Source organism: Microbacterium oxydans, assembly GCF_026559675.1.
Lineage (GTDB): Bacteria > Actinomycetota > Actinomycetes > Actinomycetales > Microbacteriaceae > Microbacterium > Microbacterium oxydans_D.
In genome coordinates this window covers 2652157-2674633 of sequence record NZ_CP092891.1, presented here as the reverse complement: position 1 = coordinate 2674633, position 22477 = coordinate 2652157, and the positions used below count along the sequence as shown (strand labels likewise).

20 protein-coding genes are annotated in these 22477 nt (G+C 69.2%); 10 read left to right on the top strand and 10 right to left on the bottom strand.

What is annotated here, in order from left to right; all coding sequences use genetic code 11:
• Positions 1-56 precede the first annotated feature (56 nt).
• Entirely contained in the window at positions 57-986 is a 930-nt protein-coding gene (locus tag MME74_RS12855) for an agmatinase family protein (protein WP_267415444.1), read from the bottom strand.
• Position 987: 1 nt separating this feature from the next.
• Positions 988-2265, bottom strand: coding sequence for a DUF445 domain-containing protein (locus MME74_RS12850; RefSeq protein ID WP_267415443.1), 1278 nt, complete (start codon positions 2263-2265; stop codon positions 988-990).
• 105 nt (positions 2266-2370) lie between these two features.
• Between MME74_RS12850 and MME74_RS12845 the strand changes: the two genes are divergently transcribed.
• From MME74_RS12845 to MME74_RS12820, 6 genes are all read left to right on the top strand, one after another.
• Entirely contained in the window at positions 2371-2643 is a 273-nt protein-coding gene (locus MME74_RS12845; RefSeq protein WP_267415442.1) for a metal-sensitive transcriptional regulator, read from the top strand.
• 146 nt (positions 2644-2789) lie between these two features.
• Positions 2790-3950 carry an ABC transporter ATP-binding protein gene (locus MME74_RS12840; RefSeq protein WP_267415441.1) on the top strand — a complete coding sequence of 387 codons (1161 nt, stop codon included), beginning with the start codon at positions 2790-2792 and terminating at the stop codon, positions 3948-3950.
• Complete coding sequence (locus MME74_RS12835; protein ID WP_267415440.1) at positions 3947-5125, top strand: polyamine ABC transporter substrate-binding protein; 1179 nt, start codon at positions 3947-3949, stop codon at positions 5123-5125. Before MME74_RS12840 ends, MME74_RS12835 begins: the two co-directional genes overlap by 4 nt.
• The gene (locus MME74_RS12830; RefSeq protein ID WP_267415439.1) at positions 5118-6002 is read left to right on the top strand and encodes an ABC transporter permease; all 885 of its coding nucleotides are present in this window, start codon (positions 5118-5120) and stop codon (positions 6000-6002) included. Before MME74_RS12835 ends, MME74_RS12830 begins: the two co-directional genes overlap by 8 nt.
• A complete protein-coding gene (locus MME74_RS12825) occupies positions 5999-6874 on the top strand; it encodes an ABC transporter permease (protein WP_267415438.1) in 876 nt (291 codons plus the stop codon). The genes MME74_RS12830 and MME74_RS12825 overlap by 4 nt, the downstream gene beginning before the upstream one ends.
• Before the next feature lie 2 nt (positions 6875-6876).
• Positions 6877-8538 carry an amidohydrolase gene (locus MME74_RS12820; RefSeq protein WP_267415437.1) on the top strand — a complete coding sequence of 554 codons (1662 nt, stop codon included), beginning with the start codon at positions 6877-6879 and terminating at the stop codon, positions 8536-8538.
• Between the two features lie 145 nt (positions 8539-8683).
• Here MME74_RS12820 and MME74_RS12815 read toward each other — a convergent pair whose 3' ends face one another.
• Together MME74_RS12815 and MME74_RS12810 are read right to left on the bottom strand one after the other, a co-directional pair.
• On the bottom strand, positions 8684-10072 hold the full coding sequence (locus tag MME74_RS12815) for an aspartate aminotransferase family protein (RefSeq protein WP_267415436.1): 1389 nt from the start codon (positions 10070-10072) through the stop codon (positions 8684-8686).
• A gap of 15 nt (positions 10073-10087) precedes the next feature.
• Positions 10088-11572 carry a CoA-acylating methylmalonate-semialdehyde dehydrogenase gene (locus MME74_RS12810; protein ID WP_267415435.1) on the bottom strand — a complete coding sequence of 495 codons (1485 nt, stop codon included), beginning with the start codon at positions 11570-11572 and terminating at the stop codon, positions 10088-10090.
• Positions 11573-11673: 101 nt separating this feature from the next.
• On the opposite strand from MME74_RS12810, the gene MME74_RS12805 reads away from it, so the two are divergent.
• A complete protein-coding gene (locus MME74_RS12805) occupies positions 11674-13215 on the top strand; it encodes a PucR family transcriptional regulator (protein WP_267415434.1) in 1542 nt (513 codons plus the stop codon).
• A 16-nt stretch (positions 13216-13231) separates the two neighbouring features.
• On the opposite strand, the gene MME74_RS12800 is transcribed toward MME74_RS12805, so the two are convergent.
• From MME74_RS12800 to MME74_RS12775, 6 genes are all read right to left on the bottom strand, one after another.
• Positions 13232-14626: an aspartate aminotransferase family protein gene (locus MME74_RS12800; protein WP_267415433.1), complete on the bottom strand. Its 1395-nt coding sequence runs from the start codon at positions 14624-14626 to the stop codon at positions 13232-13234.
• The gene (locus MME74_RS12795; RefSeq protein ID WP_267415432.1) at positions 14623-15090 is read right to left on the bottom strand and encodes an Lrp/AsnC family transcriptional regulator; all 468 of its coding nucleotides are present in this window, start codon (positions 15088-15090) and stop codon (positions 14623-14625) included. The genes MME74_RS12800 and MME74_RS12795 overlap by 4 nt, the downstream gene beginning before the upstream one ends.
• Before the next feature lie 86 nt (positions 15091-15176).
• Positions 15177-16337, bottom strand: a complete 1161-nt coding sequence (locus MME74_RS12790) for an acyl-CoA dehydrogenase family protein (protein ID WP_267415431.1) — start codon at positions 16335-16337, stop codon at positions 15177-15179.
• On the bottom strand, positions 16334-17092 hold the full coding sequence (locus tag MME74_RS12785) for an alpha/beta fold hydrolase (RefSeq protein WP_267415430.1): 759 nt from the start codon (positions 17090-17092) through the stop codon (positions 16334-16336). The genes MME74_RS12790 and MME74_RS12785 overlap by 4 nt, the downstream gene beginning before the upstream one ends.
• Before the next feature lie 22 nt (positions 17093-17114).
• Positions 17115-18035 carry a sugar kinase gene (locus tag MME74_RS12780; protein ID WP_267415429.1) on the bottom strand — a complete coding sequence of 307 codons (921 nt, stop codon included), beginning with the start codon at positions 18033-18035 and terminating at the stop codon, positions 17115-17117.
• Positions 18032-19240 carry an MFS transporter gene (locus MME74_RS12775; protein ID WP_267415428.1) on the bottom strand — a complete coding sequence of 403 codons (1209 nt, stop codon included), beginning with the start codon at positions 19238-19240 and terminating at the stop codon, positions 18032-18034. The genes MME74_RS12780 and MME74_RS12775 overlap by 4 nt, the downstream gene beginning before the upstream one ends.
• A 389-nt stretch (positions 19241-19629) precedes the next feature.
• On the opposite strand from MME74_RS12775, the gene nrdH reads away from it, so the two are divergent.
• From nrdH to nrdE, 3 genes are read left to right on the top strand one after another with little or no spacing between them, the layout of a single operon-like run.
• On the top strand, positions 19630-19863 hold the full coding sequence (nrdH, locus tag MME74_RS12770) for a glutaredoxin-like protein NrdH (RefSeq protein WP_028503264.1): 234 nt from the start codon (positions 19630-19632) through the stop codon (positions 19861-19863).
• 6 nt (positions 19864-19869) lie between these two features.
• On the top strand, positions 19870-20304 hold the full coding sequence (gene nrdI / locus MME74_RS12765) for a class Ib ribonucleoside-diphosphate reductase assembly flavoprotein NrdI (RefSeq protein WP_267415426.1): 435 nt from the start codon (positions 19870-19872) through the stop codon (positions 20302-20304).
• A complete protein-coding gene (nrdE, locus tag MME74_RS12760) occupies positions 20301-22445 on the top strand; it encodes a class 1b ribonucleoside-diphosphate reductase subunit alpha (protein WP_267415425.1) in 2145 nt (714 codons plus the stop codon). The genes nrdI and nrdE overlap by 4 nt, the downstream gene beginning before the upstream one ends.
• Positions 22446-22477 lie beyond the last annotated feature (32 nt).

The window sequence follows — 22477 nt, the reverse complement described above, 5'->3', positions numbered from 1 at the left end:
CGGGAGAGATCCCGGGGGCTTCCGTCATCTCCGGGACACCCGAAGCGCGCGGCGGCTCAGGGCCGCGACGCGAGTCCGGCGAGCAGTTCCAGGACGCACAGCGCGGCGAGCCGGACGGTGCGGGCATCGTCGGCGTCCGCCGTCGCGTCGACCTCGGCGAGGTCGGCGCTGACCACACGGGGATCCGCGGCCACGGCACGGGTGAGCGCCCGCAGCTCCCAGGCCTGCAGACCGCCCGGCACGCTCGCGGGGCAGCCCGGCGCCACGGAGCGGTCGCACACGTCGACGTCGATGTCGAGGTGGACGCGCGGGTCTGATCCGGCTCCGGCGATCTCGAGGGCTTCCGCGGCCACATCGTCGATGCCGCGGCGACGCAGCTCGTCGAGCGTGATCACGCGGATGCCCCAGTCGGCGGCCCGCTGGGCGTAGGCGGCCGAGTTCGCGAAGTCGGCGATGCCGATCTGCACGATCCGCGTGGGGTCGACGGCGGTGGTGGACGACGACGCGGCGGGGGTGTCTTCCACGAGGCGCCGCACGGGCGTGCCGTTGGAGATGCCGTCGCGGAGGTCGAAGTGCGCGTCGAACGTGATGAGCCCGGTCGCCCGGGCGCCCAGCGCCACCGGGTACGTCAGCGAGTTGTCGCCGCCGAGCGCGATCACGAGCTCCGTCGCCTCGGAGAGCTCTCGCACGCGGGAGATCGCCCGGGCCTCGCCCTCGGATCCGTCGGGTTCGGCGACGTCGCCGGCATCGGCGATGCGGAGCACCTCGTCGAGATCGACGATCGGCGGTCCCATCAGCGTCGTCCCGTAGCGGGGGAGCGCCTCGCGGATGGCCGCCGGGGTCGCGTGCGCGCCGGTCGGCGAGAGCGACGTGCGCCAGGTCGGCACACCGAGGAGAACCGCATCCGCCGTGCCGTCGAACGCGGGCCAGGATCCGGCGCGGGGCCAGAGCGGGTCGTGACTCAGCTGTCGAGGGGTGGACGTCATGTCAGACTCCGGGGATCAGGGCGTGGGCGATGGTGAAGATGGCGAGACCCGCGAGCGCTCCGACGAACGTGCCGTTCAGGCGGATGTATTGCAGGTCGCGCCCGACCATGAGCTCGATCTTCTCGGTGGTCTCGGCGGGGTCCCAGCGTTCCACGGTGTCGGTGATGATCGACGCGATGTCGTGCCGGTAGCGGTCGACGAGGAACACGGCGGCGTCCGACACCCAGGTGTCGACGCGGTGCTGCAGCGCGGCATCCGTGGTCAGGCGCTCGCCGACCTCCTGCAGCGCCTGCACCGCGCGACGACGCAGCCCGCTCTCGGGGTCGGCGAGGGCGGTGAGGAGCCCGTTCTTCGCGGTGTTCCACGCCTCCGCGGCCAGCGCGCCGACGCGCGGGCTGTCGAACAGCGAGGCCTTGGCGTTCTCGAGCTTGGCCCGCGTGGCCGGATCGTTCTGGAGGCTGTCGGCGAGACGGCTGAGGTAGCCGTCGACCGCGAGCCGAGCCGGGTGGCGGGGATCCGCCTGCACCGCGTGCACGAACTTGACCGCCTCGTTGTAGACCGTGTCGTCGACGAAGCGATGGGCGAGTTTCGGCACCCATCCGGGAAGGCGGCGCGAGACGAGTCCGCTGAACGACTCCGCGTTCGCATCGAGCCAGCGGGCGATGCTGTCGGCGGCGAGGTCGACGGCACCGTGGTGCGCATCCGCCTCGACGATCTTCTCGAGCCAGGCGCCGGCCGGCGGCCCCCACTCCGGCTCGACGAGGTGCTCGCGCGCGAGGTCCGAGATGAGGTCGCGCACATCGTCGTCGCTCAGCGCGTTGAGCACGGCGGTGGCGATCGTCGCACCCTCGGCCCCCACGCGCTCGGCGTGCGGGGTCTCTCGCAGCCACTCGCCGGCGCGGAGGGCGATCTGCGTGCTGGACAGCTTGGTGCGTACGACATCGGCCGCGAGGAAGTTCGTCTCGACGAACTCGCCGAGGGTGCGGCCGATCTCGTCCTTGCGGTTCGGGATGATCGCGGTGTGCGGGATCGGGAGTCCGAGCGGACGCCGGAACAGCGCGGTCACCGCGAACCAGTCCGCGAGCGCACCGACCATGCCGCCCTCGGCCGCGGCGCGGACGTAGCCCAACCACCCGATCCGCTGCTGGAACGCGAAGGCGATCACGAACACGACGGCCATGAAAACCAGAGCGCCGAGCGCGACGGCCTTCATGCGTCGGAGCGCGCGCAGGCGCTCCTGATCGGACGGCGAGAGCTGCGTCATCGGTGTTCGCGGCATGACGTCATCCTTTCACGCTGCTGCGCGGGTGGCGCAGAGCGCCGGAAGCGCGGTGTCTCGGGGGTCAGACAGCCGCGGGGTCCGTGAGACGAGTACCCTCAAGGGGTGATCGAAGACATCAAGAAGCGGGCACTGCACCGCACCAGCATCCTCGAAGGTCAGATGCGCGGCGTCGCGCGGATGATCGAGAACGAGGAGTACTGCATGGACATCATCACGCAGTCCCGTGCCATCCAGCGCTCCCTGGAATCCCTGAACCGGCTGCTACTGGAGAACCACCTCCGCACGCACGTCACCCACATGTTCGACGAGGGCGGCGAAGAGCGCGACAAGGCCGTGGTGGAACTGCTCAAGGCGTTCGACTTCGATTCGAAGTAGCCGACGCCGAGCATTCAGATCGGTCGCCTCTTCGATGATTCGCGACGGAAACCGTTGCGAATTGGGGATGAGACTTCCGATATCGCTATACCTCGGGCCGATCCTGTGCCAGACTCGCCGCAAGCGATTCTCAATGGGGAGGCTCCATGCCCGGCACTCTGCCTGCGTCGACGACGACGCTCGACACACCCACAGCCACCGGTGCGGTCCGCATCCACGGCGTGACGAAGCGATACGGCTCCGCTGTCGCCGTCGATGATCTGACCCTGGACGTGCAACCGGGGGAGTTCCTGTCGCTCCTCGGGCCGTCCGGCTGCGGCAAGACGACCACGCTGCGCATGATCGCGGGTTTCGAGTATCCGGATGCCGGGGACATCAGCATCTCGGGCCGCAGCGTCCTGAACCTGCCGCCGTATCGACGCGAGGTGAACACCGTCTTCCAGGCCTATGCGCTCTTCCCGCACCTCACGGTCGCCGAGAACGTCGCCTACGGGCTGCAGCAGCGGCGTGTGCCCAAGGCCGAGCAGCGGGAGCGCGTGAGCGAGGCACTCGACATGGTGCAGCTGCGGGCGTTCGCCGATCGCAAGCCGACGCAGCTCTCCGGCGGCCAGCAGCAGCGCATCGCCCTGTCGCGGGCCCTCATCAACCGTCCCAGCGTGCTCCTGCTCGACGAACCGCTCGCGGCCCTGGACCGCCAGCTGCGCGAGGAGATGCAGCTCGAGCTGAAGCTGCTGCAGGCACGGCTCGGAACCACGTTCGTGTTCGTCACGCACGATCAGGCCGAGGCGCTGTCGATGAGCGACCGGATCGCCGTGATGCGCGCGGGACGGATCGAGCAGCTCGATGCCCCCGCCGCGATCTATGCGGAACCCGCGTCGGCCTACGTCGCCTCGTTCATCGGGCAGCAGAACTTCGTGCACGGCACGGTGCGTGCCGACGGGACCGCCGTCGACACCGCGATAGGGACGATCTCCGGTCGCTGGGGCGGGGAGCGGGTCGCGGCGGGCCAGCCGGCCGTCGCCGCCATCCGTCCCGAGTACGTGCGGCTCGAGCAGGGCGAGGGTGCGGGGGTCCCCGGGCGGGTGCTCGGCGTCTCGCACCTCGGCGAGACGCTGCAGGTCGCCGTGCGCATCGGGGAGGACGCCACCTTCCTCTCGCGGATGCCGGCGCCGACCGCGCCCGCGGTGGAGGTCGACGACGACGTCCGGTGCGTGTGGAGCCCCGCCGACGCGCGACTCTTCGCCGCCGACGGCATCCCGACCACCGCCACGCACGTGATCGCGCTCCCCAAGGAGGGTGGCCGGTGACGGGCGCTCCTCCGGTCCGCGTGCTCGCTCATCGGAGCGCCGCCCGGGTGATCCGGACCGAGCTGACCCGTCGAGGGTTCCTCGCCACGGCGATGATGGCGGGCGGCGCGGTCCTGCTGACCGCCTGCACGCCCGGCCAGAACGCGGCCGCAGTGCACGCGAAGGGCGGCCCGCTCGAGGACAAGCTCTCGATCTACAGCTGGGGCGACTACGACGCCCCGGAGGTGCTCGAGCAGTTCACCGCCGAGAGCGGCCCGCGTATCGTGCTCGACGCCTTCAACTCGAACGAGGAGCTGATCGCCAAGCTGGTCGCGGCGCGCGGGACCTCGGGGTACGACATCGTGGTGCCGACCGGCGTCTTCGTCGGGCCGATGGCCGAGAACGGGCTGCTGCAGAAGTTCAACCTCGACCTGCTGCCGAACATGAAGCATGTGGCGCCGGAATTCCGCGGACGCTCCTGGGACCCGGGCAACGAGTACTCGGTGTGCAAGGCGTGGGGGACGACCGGGTTCGTGTACGACAAGCGGGTCATCTCGCGAGAGCTCACGACCTGGAACGACTTCATCGATGCCGCACAGAACGAGGCGTCGGGCTCGACCTCGGTGCTCGACGACCCGGCCCCGCTGCTCGGGATCTACTTCTGGGCCAACGGCATCGACTGGACGACCACCGACCCCGCCGACCTCGACGCGGTCGAGAAGTTCCTGGTGAAGGATCTCGCACCGCACGTCTCGGCGTTCGACTCGTATCCCGGCGGATCGTCGATCCCGCAGGCCTCGCACGCGCTGCTGCAGTCCTACAACGGCGATGCGCGGCTCGGCATCTTCGAGTCCGACGACCCCGACCGCTGGCAGTGGGTTCTGGGGAGCCCGGCGACCGAACTGTGGATGGACAACTGGGCGATCGCCGCCGGCGCCCCGCACCCCGAGGCGGCCCACGCGTTCATCGACTTCGTGCTGCAGCCCGATGTGCAGCTCGCACAGGTCGACTACATCGGCTACGACACGGGCATCAGCGGCATCCGCGACGAGGCGGAGGCCGCGGGACTGGAGCGACTGGACATGGTGTTCTTCGACGAGGAGCAGGTGCAGACCATGCACGAGGGCAAGCTGACCGAGGCGCAGGACCGCGTCGTCGAGATCTGGAACTCGATGAAGGCGGCCGCCGGTGCCTAAGCTCAAGTTCGGCCTCGCGATCCCCGCGTGGATCTGGCTGCTCATCTTCTTTGTCGCCCCGATCTTCATGGTGATCGTGTTCAGCTTCGGCTACAAGCCGAGCATCTTCGCCACGCACGCCCTCGACCACCTCTCGTTCGACCGGTACCTCGAGGCGCTCTCGCCGACGTTCTTCAGCACGTTCCTGAACACCCTGTGGATCGGCATCCTCGGCACGCTCCTGTGCCTCGTGATCGGTGGACCCGTCGCGTACTGGATCGCGGTGAAGGCGCCGCCGTCGAAGCGCGGACTGCTGCTCGCGCTCGTCATGGTGCCGTTCTGGACCAACTTCCTGGTGCGGACGATCGGGTGGCAGGTGATCCTCGCGCCGGAGGGCTGGCTGTCGCAGCTGCTGCAGGGCATCGGGATCATCCCCGGTCCGCTCGACCTGCTCTACTCCCGCGGCGCCGTGCTGCTCGGTGTCGTCTACAACTACCTGCCGCTGATGATCCTGCCCCTGTTCGTGGCGTTCGACCGCGTGTCGGGACCCCTGCGCGAAGCGAGCAAGGACCTCGGAGCGAACAGCGTCACGACCCTGCTGCGCGTGACCGTGCCGCTGGCCCGGCCCGGCATCATCGCCGGCGTGCTCCTCGTCTACATCCCGCTGATGGGCGACTACATCACGGCGACGGTGCTGGGCGGCGCGAAGGGCAACATGATCGGGCAGGTCGTGGCGAGCCAGTTCCAGACCGCGCAGAACTGGGCACTGGGCTCAGCGATGGCCGTGCTGCTGATCATCGTCATCATGCTCTCGATCGCGGTCGCCGCGGGGCTCCTCTGGCTCGTGACGCTGCCGCTGAGACAACGCAACCGCCTCGTCCTGGGGGAGGGATCATGACCGACACGAAGATCGCATCGCCGACACCGCGCGTCCGTCGAGGAGCGGGACGCTTCCTGCTGCCGATCTGGGCGGGACTCGTCTTCCTGTTCCTGTTTTTGCCGATCCTCGTGATCATCGTGTACTCGTTCAACGTGGGTCGCCTGCTGGTGTCGTGGGACCACTTCGGCTTCGACTCGTTCCTCGCGATCGTGAACAAGCCCGCGATCCGCGACGCCGTGCTCGTGTCGGTGCGCACCGGGCTGCTGGCCGCTCTGCTCGCCACGGCGCTCGGCACGCTCGCCGGCATCGCGATGGCACGCAACCCCGGCAAGTGGGTCTGGTGGTTCCTCGGGCTTCTGCTGCTCGTGTCGGTCACGCCCGAGATCGTGGACGCCGTCGCGCTGCTGCCGTGGCTGGTCTTCCTCGGCCAGGATGCCGGGTTCGGCATCTTCAACGACGGAACGATGCGTCTCGTGGTCGGGCAGTCGCTGTTCTCGATCGCGATCGTGTCGTACATCGTGCGAGCGCGCCTGGTCGGACTCGACGCCCGCCTGGAGGAGGCCTCCGCCGACCTCTACGCCCCGCCCGTGCGCACCTTCCTCAAGGTCACGCTGCCGCTGGCGATGCCCGCCGTGCTCGCCGGATTCCTGCTCTCGTTCACGCTGAGCCTCGACAACACGGTCGTCTCCGCGTTCGTGCAGGTCTCGGGGACGACACCGTGGCCGGTGTACGTGCTCAGCGCCCTCCGCAGCGGACTGCGTCCGGAGATCGCGGCCGTGTCGACGATCATGCTCGTGCTCACGCTGCTCGCGCTCGCGCTGGTGGCGGTCGTGCTCAAGAGAGCGGGGGACTCGGCTACCGAGATCGCCCGCACCATGGCGGGAGGCTGACGGTGGGATACGCGGATCTGGTCTTCACCGGCGGAGCACGGGGAGGACGGGTGTTCCTCGCGGACGCCGCCCGCTCCACCGCGCACGCGGTCGCCGTGACGGACGGCCGGATCAGTGCCGTCGGGCACGACGTATCGGCGCTGATCGGCCCGGACACCGAGGTCGTCGACCTGGCGGGCGGGCTGCTGGTGCCCGGCTTCCAGGACGCGCACGTGCATCCGGTGTGGGGAGGACTGGACATGCTGCGCTGCGACCTGTCCGGGTTGGCGACGCGCGACGAGTACCTCGCCCGGATCGCCGAGTACGCGGCCGAGCATCCGGACGACGAGTGGATCCTCGGCGGGGGCTGGCAGATGTCGGCGTTCCCCGGCGGAACACCGACCGCCGCCGATCTCGACGCCGTGCTGCCCGATCGGCCGGCCTTCCTGCCCAACCGCGACGGCCACGGGGCGTGGGTCAACTCCCGCGCGCTGGAGCTGGCCCGCGTCACCCGCGAGACGGCCGACCCCGCGGACGGGCGGATCGAACGGGACGCGTCCGGCGCCCCCAGCGGCACGCTCCATGAAGGCGCGATGGGCCTCGTCAACCGCCACCTGCCCGTCGAATCGCCCGAGCGTCTGGTGGAGGCCCTGCTCCAGGGACAGCGATACCTGCACTCCTATGGCGTGACCGCCTGGCAGGACGCGATCGTCGGCACGGAATACGGCGATGCGGGCGATCCGCTCCCGGCCTACCTGACCGCGGCCGCGTCCGGCGCACTCACCGGACGGGTCGTGGGCTCGCTGTGGTGGGACCGTTCACGGGGCCTGGAGCAGATCGACGACATCGTGCGCCGCCGGGACGAGAGCACGGCCGGACGATTCCGCGCCCGCAGCGTGAAGATCATGCAGGACGGCGTCGCCGAGAACTTCACCGCCGCGATGCTGGAACCGTACTGCGACGGCCACGGGCATCCGCGCGAGGACTCCGGGATCTCGTTCGTCGAGCCCGAGCTCCTCAAGGAAGCGGCCACCAGGCTCGACGCGCTCGGCTTCACGCTGCATTTCCATGCGATCGGCGACCGGGCGGTGCGCGAGTGCCTCGATGCGGTCGAGGCCGCGCTCGTGCACAACGGCCCGCGGGGAAACCGGCACCACATCTCGCACATCCAGCTCGTGCACCCCGACGACATCCCGCGGTTCCGGGCGCTCGACGTCACCGCCAACATGCAGATGCTGTGGGCGACGCTGGAGCCGCAGATGGTGGACCTCACGATCCCGTTCCTCGGGGAGCAGCGCACCACCTGGCAGTATCCGTTCGGTGATCTGCTGCGCTCCGGTGCCGCGCTCGCCGCGGGGAGCGACTGGTCGGTGAGCACGCCCAACCCGCTCGCGGCGATCCACGTGGCCGTGAACCGCCGGTCGGCGCCGACGGAGTGGGAGGGCGACTACGAGCCGTTCCTGCCAGAGCAGTCGATCGACCTCGCCACGGCGCTCGTCGCATACACGGCGGGCACGGCGCGGGTGAACCACCTCGACGACACCGGCACGATCGCGGTGGGGATGCGGGCCGACCTCGCGCTGCTCGACCGTGACCCGTTCGAGCATCCGGTGGAGGAGATCGGGCTGACCGAGGTGCGCGGCACCTGGGTCGAGGGCGTGCGGGTGTACGACTCCGCGGTGTGAGGGGCGGGCGGGGCGTTTCGTCTCGCTGCGCTCGCTCAACGACCGGGGGCGCTCGCTCAACGACCGGGGGGGGCGCTCGCTCAACGACCGGGACGGTACCGGTCGTTGAGCGAGGAGCGCAGCGACGAGACGAAACGTCGCGACGTCAGCCCGCGGCGGCCTCGTCGGCCACGGAGAGGGCGTCGTCGAGGATGCGGAGTCCGCGCACCAGCTCCTCCTCGGTGATCACCAGCGGCGGGGCCACGTGCATGCGGTTGAAGTGCGTGAACGGCCAGACCCCGGCCTTCTTGGCTGCGGCGGCGAAGGCACCCATGGGCGCGGCGTCCGCCCCCGAGGCGTTGAACGGCACCAGGGGCTCGCGCGTCTCCTGGTCGCGGACCAGCTCGACCGCCCAGAACAGTCCGAGGCCGCGGACATCGCCGACGCTCGGGTGCTTCTCGGCCCAGGACCGCACGGTCGGACCGACGATCCGCTCGCCGAGGTCCCGCACGCGCTCCAGGATGCCGTCCCGACGGAACACCTCGAACGTCGCCACACCGGCGGCGCAGGCCAGCGGGTGTCCCGAGTAGGTGAGTCCACCCGCGAACGGCATCGTGTCGAAGGCGCTCGCGATGCGGTCGGAGATGACCACGCCGCCCAGCGGCACGTAGCCGGAGTTCACGCCCTTCGCGAAGGTGATCAGGTCGGGCTGCCCGTCGAACGCGGCGATGCCGAACCACTCGCCGAGCCGCCCGAATCCGACCATCACCTCGTCCGCGATGTACACGATGCCGTAGCGGTCGCACAGCTCGCGCACACCCTGCAGGTAGCCGGGCGGCGGCACGAGCACGCCGTTCGTGCCGACGACCGTCTCGATGATGATCGCCGCGATGGTCTGCGGTCCCTCGAGCTGGATCGTCTGCTCGAGGTGCGCGAGCGCCCGCTCCGACTCCTGCTCCGGAGTCTCGGCGTGGAACGGCGAGCGGTAGAGGTACGGGCCGAAGAAGCGCACGGCACCCGAGTCGACGGTGTCGTTCGCCCAGCGGCGAGGGTCGCCCGTGAGCGAGATCGCCGTCGACGTGGAGCCGTGATAGCTGCGGTACATCGACAGCACCTTGCGGCGGCCGGTGAACTGGCGGGCCATGCGCACCGCGTACTCGTTGGCCTCGGCACCGCCGTTCGTGAAGAACACCTTCTCCAGGCCCTCCGGCGCGACCTCGGCGATGAGGCGGGCGAGCTCGCCCCGCACGTCGTTCGCGATCGAGGGCTGGATCGTCGCGAGACGCCCGGCCTGCTGCTGGATCGCGGCGACCAGGTCGGGATGCTGGTGCCCGAGGTTCAGGTTCACGAGCTGGCTGGAGAAGTCGAGGTAGGCATTGCCCTCGTAGTCCCAGAACGTCGAGCCCTCGCCCGCGGCGACGGGCAGCGGGTCGATCAGGCCCTGTGCGCTCCAGGAGTGGAACACGTGGCCGCGGTCGTCCGCCCGCACCTGTGCCTCGGCCTCGGGGGCGGGGAGCGGGTGGGAGACGCCGTGGCGGTCGGTGAAGTTCGTCATCGTGATCGCTCCTTCTCAGTGGTTGCTCGGGAAGCCGAGGTCGATCTGGGAGGACGTGTGGTCGGGCCAGCGGGTGGTGACGACCTTGGAGCGCGTGTAGAAGTGCACCGACTCCGGGCCGTAGATGTGCGAGTCGCCGAACAGCGAGTCCTTCCATCCGCCGAACGAGTACGCGCCGATCGGCACCGGGATCGGCACGTTCACGCCGACCATGCCGACCTCGATGTCGAACTCGTACTGGCGGGCCGTGCCGCCGTCGCGCGTGAAGATCGCGGTGCCGTTGCCGTAGGCGTTGTCGTTCACGAGGGCCACCGCGTCGGCGTAGGTGTCGACGCGCACGACCGACAGCACCGGGCCGAAGATCTCGTCGTCGTAGACCTTCATGCCCGGGGCGACGTGGTCGATCAGGCTGACGCCGAGGAAGAAGCCCTCGGAATCGAACTCCTTCTGCGTGCCGTCGACCACGACCGTCGCTCCCTCGGCCGCGGCTCCCGTGACGTAGGAGGCGACCTTGTCGCGGTGCTCGCGCGTGATGAGCGGACCCATCTCGCTCGCGGCTTCGGTCCCCGGACCGATGGTCAGCCCGTCGATCCGCGAGGCGATCGCGGCGACGAGATCATCGGCGATGTCGCCGACGGCGACGAGCACGGAGACGGCCATGCAGCGCTCACCGGCGGAACCGTAGGCGGCCGAGACCGCGGCGTCGGCCGCCGCGTCGATGTCGGCATCCGGCATCACGACCATGTGGTTCTTCGCGCCGCCGAGCGCCTGCACCCGCTTGCCCGCGGCCGAGGCGCGCTGGTAGATCGAGCGGGCGATCGGGGTGGAGCCGACGAAGCTGACCGCGTCGACCCGGGGCGAATCGAGGATCGCGTCGACGGCCTCCTTGTCGCCGTTGACCACGTTGAGCACGCCGTCGGGCAGTCCCGCCTCGGCGAAGAGCTTGGCGAGCCATACAGAGGCCGACGGGTCCTTCTCGCTCGGCTTGAGGACGACGGCGTTGCCGCACGCGATCGCCGAGGCCACCATCCACAGCGGCACCATGACCGGGAAGTTGAACGGGGTGATCGCCGCGACCACGCCCACCGGCTGCTTGACCGAGTGCACGTCGACGCCGCGGGAGACCTGTTCGCTGCGCTCGCCCTTGAGCAGGTGCACGAGGCCGGCGGCGAACTCCACGTTCTCGATGCCGCGCGACACCTCGCCGGCCGCATCCGAGAGCACCTTGCCGTGCTCGGACGTGACGATCGCGGCGAGCTCGGGGGTGCGCTCCTTGAGCAGCTGGCGCAGGCGGAAGAACACGTCGGCGCGCTTGATCAGGCTCGTCTCGCGCCAGGCGGGCAGGGCGGCCGCGGCGGCGGCGATCGCGGACTCCACCTCGGCGGTCGAGGCGAACGCGACCTGCTTCGACACCTGGCCGGTGGCGGGATCGAAGACCTGGCCGGTGCGAGCCGCCGCTGCGGTCTCCGCTCCGTTGATGACGTGACGGACGATGTCCACGATGTTCCTCCGAGGGCTGAAGAATGCCGGATCGAACACTCTGACCGGGGTTCGATACGCTGATACCTCTCAAGGATCACAGAGCAGCGGAGGGGAACGGGATGTCAGACCGTCAGGACTTTGATGCGTATCGGACAGATCGTCCGGAGCGTCCGGACGCGCTGCTCACCGTGGCGGATGTGCTCGCCGAGCCGGTCGTGCAGGCCGGTGCCCCCGCCGTGATCGTCGGCGGAGATGCCCTCGATGCCGCGGTGCGCTGGGTGCACGTCTCCGACAGTGCCGGAGTCGCCCGTCTGCTGGACGGCGGCGAGCTGCTGCTCAGCACGGGGGCCGGGTGGCCGACCGGTGCCGAGGAGCTGCGTGCCTTCGCCCTCGGACTGCACCGGGCGGGGGTCGCGGGCATCGTGGTCGAGCTCGGCTCCGGCCAGGCCCGCATCCCGGACGCCGTCGTCGAGGTGTGCGCCGAGCGCGGGCTCGCTCTGATCGCGCTGACCAGCGAGATCAAGTTCGTCGCCCTCACCGAGGCCGTGCACCGGGCGCTGATCGCCGCGCAGACCATGGCGCTGCGCGAACGTCAGCACCTGCACGAGCTCTTCACCGCGCTCAGCCTGCGGGGCGCACCCGCCGATGTCGTCGTCGCCGAGACGGCGCGAGCGCTCGGTGCGCCGGTCGTGCTGGAGAATCTGGCGCGCGAGGTCATCGCGCACGAGACGCTGCGGATGCCGGTGGCCGAGGCCCTGGGAAAGCTGCGCTCCGCCGATCGTGTGCCGGTGCAGGCGCGCGGCGTGCGCTGGGGGACCCTGCTCGCACTGCCCGGTCCGACGCATCCGGCCGGCCGGCTCACCGTGCTCGAGCAGGGAGCGACGGCACTCGCCTTCGGGTGCCTCGCGGACGGGGATGACTCCGAGTGGTCGCTGCTCGCCCAGCGCGGACTGATCGACGATCTGCTCGGAGCGCGCTTCGCGAGTCCGGATGACATCGAAGCCCGCCTCGCGACCAGCGGGTTCCTGTTCCCCGGGCGCCAGTGCCACGGCATCGTCGCCCGCGGGACGGAGCCGGGCCGACAGCTCGCCTTCCGCGCCGCGCAGCTCGGGGTCGCTGCGGTCACCGCGCGGGTGGGGGATGACGACGTCGCGCTGCTGTCGCTCCCGGCATCGGCGCCGCTCACCGATGCGCTCGCCGAGCGGATCGCGGGGCCCGCCCGCACGATCTTCGTCGGCCCTCCGGCCGAGGACGTGCTGGGGCTGCTCGCCTCGCTGCGCGCCGCGCGAGATCTGGCGGCGAGCGACCGCTCCGAATCCGGACCGCGCGTGCGCCGCGTCGACGACCGTCCGTTGGAGCGCTTCGTCGCCTCGCTCCGTGACGATCAGCGCCTGCTCGCGCACAGCGAGCGGATGCTGGCACCGGTCGTGGCGTACGACCGTGACCGTCGCGGCGACCTGCTCGACGTGCTGTCGGCGCTCGTCACCCACCCCGGCAATCGTTCCGCAGCGGCCGCGGCGAGCCATCTCTCACGGTCGGTCTTCTACCAGCGGCTCACGCTGATCGGCGATCTGCTCGACGCCGACCTCGACGACGGAGAGACGCTGGCGGCGCTCCACCTTGCACTTCTGGCGAGGCGGAGCACGGCACCGACCGGCTGACCGCTGCCTACGACGGTCAGAGCACCGACTGCGCGCGCGTCAGCACATCCCGCAGGATCTGCTCGATCTCGCGGAACTCCGCGGGGCCGACGGTGAGCGGTGGTGCGAGCTGGATCACGGGGTCGCCGCGGTCGTCGGCGCGGCAGTACAGCCCGGCCTCGAACAGCGCAGGGGAGAGGAAGCCGCGCAGCAGCCGCTCGGACTCGGCGTCGTCGAAGGTCTCCTTGGTGGCCTTGTCCTTCACGAGCTCGATGCCGAAGAAGTACCCGTCGCCGCGCACATCGCCGACCAGCGGCAGGTCATGCAGCTTCTCGAGCTCGGCGCGGAACAGCGGGGAGTTCTCGCGCACATGGGCGTTCAGGCCCTCCTCGTCGAAGATCGCGAGGTTCTCCAGCGCGACCGCGGCCGACACCGGGTGTCCGCCGAACGTGTAGCCGTGCGGGAAGGAGACGTCGCCGTGCGAGAAGGGCTCGTAGATGCGGTCGCTGACGATGGTCGCCCCGATGGGGGAGTAGCCGCTCGTCATCCCCTTGGCGCACGTGATCATGTCGGGAACGTACCCGAGTCCGGTGCAGGCGAAGGTGTGCCCGAGACGGCCGAAGGCGCAGATGACCTCGTCGGACACCAGCAGCACGTCGTGGCGGTCGCAGATCTCGCGGACGCGGGCGAAGTAGCCCGGAGGGGGCGGGAAGCAGCCGCCGGAGTTCTGCACCGGCTCCAGGAAGACCGCGGCGACGGTGTCCGCCCCTTCGAACAGGATCATCTCCTCGATGCGGTCGGCCGCCCAGCGACCGAAGGCCTCGAGGTCGTCGGCGGGTCCGCCCATCTCGGCCGCGCGGTAGAAGTTGGTGTTCGGCACGCGGAAGCCGCCGGGGGTGACCGGCTCGAACATCGACTTCATGGCCGGGATGCCGGTGATCGCCAGGGCGCCCTGTGGCGTGCCGTGATACGCCACCGCCCGCGAGATGACCTTGTGCTTGGCGGGCTTGCCCTGCAGCTTCCAGTAGTGCTTGGCCAGCTTGAACGCGGTCTCGACCGCCTCGCCGCCGCCGGTGGAGAAGAAGACGCGGTTGAGATCGCCCGGCGCCTCGTCGGCGAGTCGGTCCGCCAGCTCGATCGCCGCCGGGTGCGCGTACGACCACAGGGGGAAGAACGACAGCTCGGATGCCTGCGCCGCCGCGGCCTCCGCCAGGCGGCGCCGCCCGTGCCCGGCGTTCACGACGAAGAGCCCGGCCAGTCCGTCGAAGTACTCCTTGCCCTTCGCGTCCCAGATCCGATGACCGTCGCCCTTGACGATGATGGGAACGCCGGACTCGGCCATCGTCGACTGCCGGGTGAAGTGCATCCAGAGATGGTCCTTGGCCATCGTCTGCAGTGCGGACTCCGACGGGATGGTGCGTGCGGTGCTCATCTGGTCCCCCAGTTGTAGAGCTGCTTCTGCAGCTTGGCGTAGATGAAGGTCTCGGTGGAGAGGACGCCCTCGATGGGGCGGATGACGTCGTTGATGAGGGCGAGCAGATCGTCGTCGTCCTCGCAGACGACCTCGGCCAGCACGTCGAAGGAGCCGACCGTGATGACGACGTAGTCGACGGCGTCGATCGCGGAGATCGCCTCGGCGACGCGGCGCGCATCGCCGGACACGCGCACGCCGATCATGGCCTGGCGGTGGAAGCCCAGCTGCATCGGATCGGTGACCGCGACGATCTGCATCACGCCCGACTCGGTCAGTCGCTGTACGCGCTGTCGGACGGCGGCCTCGCTGAGCCCCACCGCTCGCCCGATGTCGGAGTACGAACGGCGCCCGTCCTCCTGGAGCAGCTCGATGATCGTCTTGGAGATGGCATCGAGCGAGGGATGCTTCTTCATCGAACCCATGGTGCGATCCTCGCACTCACGAGGTCGTCAGGCAACCGATTCCGCGGTATCGGAGTGTCTGGTCAGCGGAATCGGGTGAAAACGGCTCAGCTCTCGAGAGGGCCGAGCAGTGCGCTCGCCGCGGTCGCGTGCGCGGATTCCGGGTCGGAGGGATGGAAGGCGCCGGCGAGGACGTCGCGGTAGAGCCTGGAGAGCTCGTTCGCCGAGAAGTAGGAGCCGCCGCCCGCGACGAGCATCGCCTCGTCCACGACGTGCTTGGCCATCGTGATCGCCCGGTGCTTGACCCCGGAGAGCAGCGGGAACCAGCGGCCGCCGTTGTCGACGAGCTCGTCCACATCGCGGGCCAGCGCGGCGATCTGCGGCGGCAGCGCGTCGTAGGCGAGGCCCATGTCGGCGATGCGCCAGCGGATGTCCGGGTCCTGGCTGTACGCGAGTCCGGTCTTCTTCGAGTGCCGCTTCTGCGCGGTCGACACCGCGAGCTCCAGCGCGCGCCGGGCGATGCCGGTGTAGACCGAGGCGAGGAGGATCTCGAAGACCGAGAAGATGCCGAACACGATCGGGTCGGGGCTCGGACCGGGATCGATGCGTCGCACCACATGCGCGGCATCCGCCGTCGCGCCGTTCAACCGCGTGGTCCGGCTCTGCGTGCCCCGCATGCCCAGGGTGTCCCAGTCGTCGGAGGTGGTGACGGCATCCGTCCGCTCGGCGAAGGCGAACACGAGCTTCGGGGCATCGGGACTGGTGGTGTCGAGACCGTGCAGGCCCAGCTGCGTCCAGACCGGCGCGAGCGAGGTGAAGATCTTGGTGCCGGTGAACGCGTAGCCGCCGTCGGCGTCGGGCACGGCCGCGGTGTCGCTGCCGAACAGGACCAGGTCGTTGCCGCCCTCGCTGATGCCGAAGGCGAAGACTTCGCCCGCGACCGCGCCGTCCTGCACGAATTCCAGCCCGGGCACGCCGCGGTCGGAGAAGACCTTCGCGACGCCCGTCCACACGAGGTGCATGTTGATGGCCAGGGCCGTCGCCGGCGCGGCACCCGCGAGACGCTGCTGCAGGATCGCGGCCTCGGCGAGTCCGAGTCCCGCGCCTCCGCGCTCCGTCGGCACCAGGATCGACAGGTAGCCGGCGGCGCGGAGTTCGTCGAGGTCCTCCTGGGGGAAGGTGTTCTCGCGGTCATGGATCGGAGCGCGCTCCCGGATCCGCTCGATCAGATCGTCGGGAAGGAACGCGGTCGGGTCGAAGTCGCTCACTTCAGTGCCTCCAGGAGTTGCCGGATGGATTCCTCCGGGCGGTCGCGGTGCAGGGAGTGCCCTGCGCCCTCGACGACGGACAGGGTGATCAGGGGGTTCGCGGCGAGGACCTCGTCGGCGAGGTCTCCCGTGAAGATGCTGTAGGCGGCGGGGTCGGCGCCGATCACGTGCGTGGGAACCGTGAGGCGTGCGGCATCGGCTCGCACGTCCCAGGGCTGGTTCTGGACGCTGGTCTGCTCGACGGCCCAGGCGCTCGCGCGCAGCACCGCGTCGACCTTGAGCTCCTGGTCCTGCGGGTGCCAGTGCGGATGCTCCTGCTGCACGACCTCGAGCCGGGTGTCGGCGAACGCGCGCTCCTGGCTCTTGCGCACGATCGCGGCGTCGCGCCCGTCGACGTGGATCGCGGGGTCGATGAGGACGAGCCGACGGGTCCATTCGGGGGCGGATGCCGCGGCGACCGTGCTGGCGGCACCGCCCAGGGAGTGGCCGATGACCGCGTCCCAGGCGTCGGCGCCCTCGGGCAGGGCGGCGGCGAGATCGGCTCCGAACGCGGCGACCGTGTAGTCGAGGGAGCGCGGAGCGTCGCCGTGTCCTCGTAGATCGACGGCCGTCGCGTGCCATCCCGCTTCGGCGAGGGCATCGCCGAGTCGCCACATCAGCGCGCCGGAGGACCCCAGCCCGTGGACGAGGAGCGCGCGTCGAGAGGCCGACGGGGCGCCCCAGGAGATGCGGGGCAGGGTGAGCGGTGCAGGCATGGCACCAGCCTACGACCGGCGATCAGACGAGAGGCGAGAGCGGCGGGAGGTCGGCCGCGATCGTCAGCACGCGCTCCGCGGCGGCGTGTCCGGCCGACAGGCGGGCGGCGAGGTCGGCGCCGTCGAGCGTCGCCGCCAGGAAGCCGGAGGCGAAGGCGTCGCCCGCACCGACCGGCTCCACGACGTCGACCACGGGGGCGGGGACGAACACCGGCTCGGCGTCGCCGTCGAAGGCGGTCGCGCCGACGTCGCCGTCCTTGACGATCAACAGGGCGCAGTTCGGGAGGAACGCGCGGATCTCGGCGGGCGTCACGGTGCCCCAGATACGCTCGGCCTCGTCGCGACCGACGAAGGTGATGTCGGCGGCGTCCGCCAGGCGGGCGAGCGTCTCCGCCGCGTCCTCCCTGCTCCACAGCGGGCGGCGGTCGTTGACGTCGAAGGACACGAGGGCGTTCGCCGCCCGGGCGTCGTCGAAGAGCCGGTCGACCATCTCCCGGCAAGAGGTCGAGAGCGCGGGCGTGATCCCGGTGGTGTGCACGATGCGCACGCCCTCGAGGCGCTCCGCCGTCAGGAAGCCCGGCTCCATGCGGGAGGCGGCCGATCCGCTGCGGTAGTAGTAGACGCGCGAGGACTCGACACCCGGATCCTTGAACATGACCCCGGTGGGGGCGGAGCCGTCGCGCTCGACCCACAGCTCGACGCCGCGTCGCTCGAGCTCGGTGGCGATGCGGTCCCCGAGCGGGTCGTCGCCCAGACGCGAGGCCCAGGCGACCCGGTGCCCCGTGGCGGCGACGCCGGCGGACACGTTGGACTCCGCGCCGGCGAGGCCGACCGTCGCGTGCGTGGCTTCGGCGAGGCCGGCATCCGTCGGGGTGATCAGCGCCATGGTCTCGCCGATGCAGACGATCTCGGGAACGGACGTCGAGGAGGAGGGAGTGCTCATGAAGGAGTGACCGCCAGGGGTTCGGTGTCGGGATGCGGGCTCGCGTCGCGGTGACGCAGATCGGGGAAGGAACGGACGAAGACGATGGAGACGAGCAGGCCGGCGGCCGCGAAGATCGTGGCGGCGAGGTACGCGCCGCGCCAGTCGCCGACGTCGACGAGGAAGCCCGCGACGGCGGACCCGGCGGCGGCGCCGATGAGCTGGCCGGTTCCGGCCCAGCCGAACGCCTCGGCGGTCTCGCTGAACTTCACGCTGGCCGAGGTGATGGCGAAGAGGACGGCGAGTGCGGGGGCGATGCCGATGCCGGCGAGGATCAGGGTCCCGCCCAGCCAGAAGACGTTCAGCATGACCATGGTCAGGCCGAGCCCGACGGTGACGATCAGCAGTCGGCGGGCCATGGCCCACGGACCGATCGGGATGTGGCCGAAGGCCAGGCCCCCGGCGAGGCTTCCAGCGGAGAACACGGCGAGCACGAGACCGGCCGTGAGGCTTCCATGCTCGAACGTGGCGACCACGCCGACCTCGACCGCCGAGCAGGCCCCGATGAGCAGGAAGCCGATGACGGTGGCCAGCAGCACGGGCGGCTTGAGCACGACCTTGCCCAGGGCGTTCCGGCTGCGCGGGATGCGCACCCGGCCGACCTCGGGGGAGAGGATGAACCAGGCGCCGCCGCCGACGAGCACGATGGCGACCAGCAGCAGACCCTCGGTGGTGCCGATCTGCGTGGAGACGAGGGTGATGACGACCGGCGCCAGGACCCAGATGATCTCCTGCAGCGAGGCGTCGAGGGAGAACAGCGGCGTGAGGTTCGACGAGTTCACGAGCTTCGGGTAGATCGTGCGCACCGCGGCCTGGACCGGCGGGGTGGAGAGCCCGGCCACCATGCCGAGCGCCATGTAGCCCGGCACGTTGAGGGGGAGGGTGGCGAGACCCAGCACGGCGAGGACGCAGACGGAGAGCGTGAGGGTGAGGACGCGGCGCATGCCCCAGACGCCCATCCAGCGGCTCGTGATGGGGCCGGCCACGGCCTGGCCCACACTGGTCGCGGCGAGGACGAGACCGGCGGATCCGTAAGACCCGGTCTGCTGCTCGACGTGCAGCAGGATGGCGAGGGACATCATCCCGTTGGGGAAGCGCGCGGTCAGCTGAGCCGCGATCATGCGCGCCACTCCGGGCGTGCGAAGAAGGTCCCGATATCCCGCCACGAGACAACGGTACCGGCCCGCGGGTGCGGTCGTGGCAGGGGTCCTCCGACGACACGCCGCGACACGCCGAAAGGCGATTTCCACAGGAATCCGAATGTCCGAGGCCGGGCGTAGCGTGCCACCTGTGGATGGATCGCTCACAGGGCGTTCCCAGCCGCGATTTCACGCGGTTCGAGCGCCTCGCGAAGAGGCCCCGGCCTGTGGAAGAAACGGTGGAGAACCTGTGTTGTACCCGTGGAGAACGGTGGATAACTACACGGATGTAACTACTACCCCTTGTGGTCGCCCCCAATGTCGGTCCCCATATGTAGTATTGAAGTCCCGGCAGGGGGTCTACCGGGAAACAGCCTGATGAGAAGCGGGCCAGAGATTTGAGGGGTTACGAAAAGATGTCGATCACGGTCTACACAAAGCCTTCCTGCGTTCAGTGCAACGCGACCTACCGTGCCCTGGATGCCAAGGGCATCGAGTACGAGATCCTCGACCTGTCGGAGGACCCGACGGCGCTCGAGCAGGTCAAGGCGCTGGGCTACCTGCAGGCACCCGTCGTCGTCACCGACGAGGGTCACTGGTCGGGCTTCCGTCCCGACAAGATCGACGAGCTCGCCTCCCGTCTGGCGTGACACCCCATGAGCGCCGTCGCGACCGCAGCGCCGCTCCTGATCTACTTCTCGAGCGTGTCGGGTAACACCGCGCGGTTCATCGAGAAACTCGGGCTTCCTTCCCGACGCATCCCCCTCCACCGGAACGAAGAAGACCTCGTCATCGACGAGCCCTTCGTGCTGGTCACCCCCACCTACGGCGGGGGTGCGGGACGGGGCGTCGAGAAGGGCGCCGTCCCCAAACAGGTGATCCGGTTTCTCAACGACGAGCGCAACCGGCGTCACATCCGCGGAGTGATCTCCGCGGGGAACACCAACTTCGGCGATGCCTTCTGCCTCGCCGGTGACATCATCAGCCGCAAGTGCAACGTGCCTCACTTGTATCGGCTCGAGATCTTCGGCACACAAGACGATGTGGATCGCGTGAGCGACGGATTGGAACGACGGTGGCAGCTTCAGTGACCGAGACAGTGGCATTCAAGGCGAACCCCTCCTTCGAGGGTCTCGACTATCACGCCCTCAACGCGATGCTCAACCTGTACGACGCGAACGGGAAGATCCAGTTCGACGCCGACAAGCGCGCCGCGCGGGAGTACTTCCTGCAGCACGTGAACCAGAACACGGTGTTCTTCCACTCGCTCAAGGAGCGCCTGGACTACCTCGTGGAGAAGGAGTACTACGAGGGCGCCGTCATCGAGAAGTACTCGTTCGACTTCATCCAGAAGCTCAACGACCTGGCGTACTCGAAGAAGTTCCGCTTCGAGACCTTCCTCGGCGCGTTCAAGTACTACACGAGCTACACGCTCAAGACGTTCGACGGGAAGCGCTACCTCGAGCGCTTCGAGGACCGCGTCGTCATGACCGCGCTCGGCCTGGCCGACGGCGACGAGAAGCTCGCCGTGAACCTGGTCGAGGAGATCATCTCCGGTCGCTTCCAGCCGGCCACCCCGACCTTCCTCAACGCCGGCAAGGCGCAGCGCGGCGAGCTCGTCAGCTGCTTCCTGCTGCGCATCGAGGACAACATGGAGTCGATCGCCCGCGGCATCAACTCCGCTCTGCAGCTCTCCAAGCGCGGCGGCGGCGTCGCCCTGCTGCTGTCGAACATCCGCGAGTCGGGTGCCCCGATCAAGCAGATCGAGAACCAGTCGTCGGGCATCATCCCCGTGATGAAGCTCCTCGAAGACAGCTTCAGCTACGCCAACCAGCTCGGCGCGCGTCAGGGCGCCGGTGCGGTGTACCTCAACGCCCACCACCCCGACATCATGCGCTTCCTCGACACCAAGCGCGAGAACGCCGACGAGAAGATCCGCATCAAGACGCTCTCGCTGGGCGTCGTGGTTCCGGACATCACGTTCGAGCTCGCGAAGAACGACGAGGACATGTACCTGTTCTCGCCGTACGACGTCGAGAAGGTCTACGGCGTGCCGTTCGGCGACATCTCGGTCACCGAGAAGTACCGCGAGATGGTCGACGACCCGCGCATCAAGAAGACCAAGATCAACGCGCGCGAGTTCTTCCAGACCGTCGCCGAGATCCAGTTCGAGTCCGGCTACCCGTACGTCATGTTCGAGGACACGGTCAACAAGGCCAACCCGATCAAGGGTCGGATCAACATGTCCAACCTCTGCAGCGAGATCCTGCAGGTGAACACGCCGACCACGTACAACGACGACCTGTCGTACGACAACATCGGCAAGGACATCTCCTGCAACCTCGGCTCGATGAACATCGCGCTGTCGATGGACGCCGACGACCTCGGACAGACGGTCGAGACCGCGATCCGTGCCCTCACCGCGGTGAGCGACCAGAGCCACATCGGCTCCGTGCGCTCCATCGAGGACGGCAACGACCGCTCGCACGCCATCGGCCTCGGCCAGATGAACCTGCACGGCTACCTGGCTCGTGAGCACGTGTACTACGGCTCCGAAGAGGGCATCGACTTCACGAACATCTACTTCTACACGGTGCTCTTCCACGCGCTGCGGGCGTCGAACAACCTCGCGATCGAGCGCGGCACGACGTTCGACGGGTTCGAGGACTCGACCTACGCGTCGGGGGCGTTCTTCGACAAGTACATCGACCAGGCCTGGGTCCCCGCGACCGAGAAGGTCAAGGAGCTGTTCGCCGGCAAGCACATCCCGACCCAGGACGACTGGGCCGAGCTGAAGGCGTCGATCCAGAAGCACGGCATCTACAACCAGAACCTGCAGGCCGTCCCGCCGACCGGTTCGATCTCGTACATCAACAACTCGACGTCGTCGATCCACCCGATCGCGTCGAAGATCGAGATCCGCAAGGAAGGCAAGCTCGGTCGCGTCTACTACCCGGCGGCGTTCATGACGAACGACAACCTGGAGTACTACCAGGACGCGTACGAGATCGGCTACGAGAAGGTCATCGACACGTACGCCGCGGCCACGCAGCACGTCGACCAGGGCCTCTCGCTGACGCTGTTCTTCAAGGACACCGCCACCACGCGTGACATCAACAAGGCGCAGATCTACGCATGGCGCAAGGGCATCAAGACGATCTACTACATCCGTCTGCGTCAGCTGGCGCTCGAGGGCACCGACATGGCCGAGTGCGTCTCGTGCATGCTCTGACCCGCCTGCGTGTCGACTCGCTCCGCCCGCTC